Origin of the sequence: Verrucosispora sp. SN26_14.1, from assembly GCF_004307965.1 — a bacterium.
In the GTDB taxonomy this organism is placed as follows: Bacteria; Actinomycetota; Actinomycetes; order Mycobacteriales; family Micromonosporaceae; genus Micromonospora.
In genome coordinates this window covers 1-3190 of record NZ_SISL01000587.1, presented here as the reverse complement: position 1 = coordinate 3190, position 3190 = coordinate 1, and the positions used below count along the sequence as shown (strand labels likewise).

General features: G+C 72.5%; 3 protein-coding genes. 2 read left to right on the top strand and 1 reads right to left on the bottom strand.

What is annotated here, in order from left to right; all coding sequences use genetic code 11:
- Positions 1-57 precede the first annotated feature (57 nt).
- Positions 58-882 (bottom strand): serine protease, encoded by an 825-nt coding sequence (locus EYA84_RS29525; RefSeq protein ID WP_131057351.1) that lies wholly within the window; start codon positions 880-882, stop codon positions 58-60.
- Between the two features lie 208 nt (positions 883-1090).
- On the opposite strand from EYA84_RS29525, the gene EYA84_RS29520 reads away from it, so the two are divergent.
- Positions 1091-1867 carry a (Fe-S)-binding protein gene (locus EYA84_RS29520; RefSeq protein WP_131057349.1) on the top strand — a complete coding sequence of 259 codons (777 nt, stop codon included), beginning with the start codon at positions 1091-1093 and terminating at the stop codon, positions 1865-1867.
- A 17-nt stretch (positions 1868-1884) separates the two neighbouring features.
- The coding region (locus EYA84_RS29515) for a lactate utilization protein B (RefSeq protein WP_131057353.1) at positions 1885-3190 on the top strand (1306 nt) is incomplete at its 3' end.

Sequence of the window (3190 nt, the reverse complement as noted above, 5' to 3'; positions counted from 1 at the left end):
GCCTGACCGGGCCGGGGCGGACTCGGGAACGGCCGCCCCGGCCGGAGTGGGCAGGAGTCACCGCCACTGCGCGAGGTTTGCCACGGCCTGCTGGGTGAGCCGGGTGGCGACGCTGTAGGCCACGCCGGGGCCGACCCCGTCCGGGCCGCTGGTCAGGATCCCCAGCGCGGTGCGGGCGAGCGGGCACGGGCAGGGCGGCTTCGGCCAGGGGAAGTCCAGTCGCGGCGGCAGCGGGCACCAGTCCTCCGGGTCGGGGGTGTAGGCGACGGGGCTGCCGTCCTGCCCGCCGCCGAAGCTGTGCGACGTGTAGAGCTGCGTCGAGGTCTCGTAGCGGATGCGGTCGACGCTGGTCCACTGTCCGGGCCGGTCCGCCGGATACCCGTGCGTCGTGGTGCACGAGCCGGTCAGCGGCTGGGTGGTGTAACCGAGGTCGTACCAGCCGGTGACGTTACCGATGCTGCAGTTGAGCTGCACCGCCCCGTAGTTGTAGGCCGGGTCGCTGCCGCCGGGGTGGGTGAACGAGCCGGTCCAGCCCTGTGGTGCGAAGAGCTGGGTCGCCGCGCAGGAGCCGAAGGGTGCGGTCGTCCCGTTGTGCCCCGGGTACGCGACGACGTTCGTCCGCCAGCTGCCCCGGGAGCCTCCGGTGTGCACGCAGTGCCCGGCGGTCGCCACCGTGCGGGGGCTGATCATGAAGCCGCTGCACCGGCCGCCGGGGAACGTCAGCAGCACGGTGGCGCTGGCGGGATACGTCGTGGTCGACGTGACCGGCACCCGGATGTCCGGTCCGGAGCTCGTCGCGGCCGCCGCCGGTGCCGCCGCGAGGGCGGTGGACGCGAGCGCCACGGCGGCCAGGGCGACGAGCGCCCCACTTCTTCTCAGCATCGGTTCTCCTTCGTCGGGGGTGGTGTACGCCCACGGTGGCCCGACCGTCTGCTGTCCGGCCGGTTCCCGGACACCGGTGGCGGTCGGACGGTGGGGACCCGGCTGCGCGGCGGCGGCCGGTGCGGCAGACTCAACCGGATCGCGCCCCGCCGGTCTGACCGTGGCGGTGCGGCGGCACGGACGATCGCGGGGCGGGCGGAGGTGTGACGTGCGGATCGCGGTGTTCGTGACCTGCCTGGCGGACACGATGTTCCCCGAGGCGGCGAAGGCGACGGTGCGGTTGCTGGAGCGGCTCGGGCATGAGGTCGTCTTCCCCGAGGGGCAGACCTGCTGCGGGCAGATGCACGTCAACACCGGCTACCAGGGGCAGGCGTTGCCGTTGGTGCGCCGGTACGCGCGGGTGTTCGATCCGTACGACGTGATCGTGGCGCCGTCGGGGTCGTGTGTCGGGTCGGTACGCCACCAGCACGCGGTGGTGGCCCGGCGGGCCGGTGACGAGCGGCTGGCCTCGCGTGCCGAGTCGGTGGCCGGGCGCACGTACGAGCTGTCGGAGTTGCTGGTGGACGTGCTCGGGGTGACCGACGTGGGTGCCTTCTATCCGCACCGGGTGACCTACCACCCGACGTGTCACTCGCTGCGGGTGCTGCGGGTGGGGGACCGGCCACTGCGGTTGCTGCGCGAGGTGCGGGGTCTGGACCTGGTCGAGTTGCCGGCGGCCGAGCAGTGCTGCGGGTTCGGCGGGACGTTCGCGGTGAAGAACGCGGACACGTCGACGGCCATGCTGGCGGACAAGATGCGGCACGTGCTCGCCACCGGCGCGGACGTCTGCACGGCGGGGGACGCGTCGTGCCTGATGCACATCGGCGGTGGGTTGTCCCGGCTGCGGACCGGGGTGCGCACCGTGCACCTGGCGGAGATCCTGGCCTCGACCGAGCCGGGCGGCGATACTCCTGACCAACGCGGCGAACTGGTGGTGAGGTCGTGAGCCGGACCTTTCTCGGCATGCCGGCGACGGCACCGCAGGGTGTGGGGCAGTTGCGGGGTGCGGAACCCTTCCCGGACGGCGCGCGGAGGGCCCTGGCCGACCCGCAACTGCGCCGCAACCTCCGACACGCCACGGCGACGATCCGCGCGAAGTCCGCTGCGGTGATCGCCGAGGTGCCGGACTGGGAACAGTTGCGGGCGGCCGGTTCGGCGATCAAGGCCGACGTGTTGGCGCGGCTGCCGGAGTTGCTGGAGCAGGTGGAGGCACGGGTCACGGCGGCCGGGGGAGTGGTGCACTGGGCCGCCGACGCGACCGAGGCGAACAGCATCGTCACCGAGCTGGTCGCGGCCACCGGCAGCGACCGGGTGATCAAGGTCAAGTCGATGGCGACCCAGGAGATCGGCCTCAACGAGGCCCTGGAGTCCGCCGGGATCACCCCGGTGGAGACCGACCTGGCCGAGCTGATCGTGCAACTCGGCGACGACCGACCCAGCCACATCCTGGTGCCGGCGATCCACCGCAACCGGGCCGAGATCCGGGAGATCTTCCTGCGTGCCATGCCCGGGGTGGACCCGGCCCTGACCGACGAACCGGTGGTCCTGGCGGCGGCGGCCCGACGCTACCTGCGGCAGACGTTCCTCACCACGCCGGTGGCGGTGTCCGGGGCGAACTTCGCGGTGGCCGAGACCGGGACTCTGGCCGTGGTCGAGTCCGAGGGCAACGGGCGGATGTGTCTGACCCTGCCGGAGACGCTGATCACCGTGATGGGTGTGGAGAAGGTGGTGCCGACCTGGCGCGACCTGGAGGTGTTCCTGCAACTGTTGCCCCGGGCCTCGACCGGCGAGCGGATGAACCCCTACACCTCGATGTGGACGGGCGTGACCCCGGGCGACGGCCCGCAGGCGTTCCACCTGGTGCTGCTCGACAACGGGCGCAGCGCCGTCCTCGCCGACGAGGTGGGCCGGCAGGCGTTGCACTGCATCCGCTGCTCGGCCTGCCTGAACGTCTGCCCGGTGTACGAACGCACCGGCGGGCACGCCTACGGCTCGGTGTACCCGGGTCCGATCGGGGCGGTGCTCTCCCCGCAACTGACCGGGATCGCCGACAACGCCTCCCTGCCGTACGCGTCGTCGCTCTGCGGCGCCTGCTACGACGCCTGTCCTGTGAAGATCAACATCCCGGATCTGCTGGTGCACCTCCGCGACCAGGCACCCCACCCGCGCGCCGAGGCGACCGCGATGGCCGCCGCCGCGTACGCCATGGACCATCCCGCCCTGTACGCGGCCGCCCAGCGCGCCGCCCGGTCGCTGTCTGTTAGACACA

Excerpts from the sequence above, each read along its gene's own strand:
- EYA84_RS29525 (WP_131057351.1), bottom strand. The coding sequence starts at position 882 with ATGCTGAGAAGAAGTGGGGCGCTCGTCGCCCTGGCCGCCGTGGCGCTC.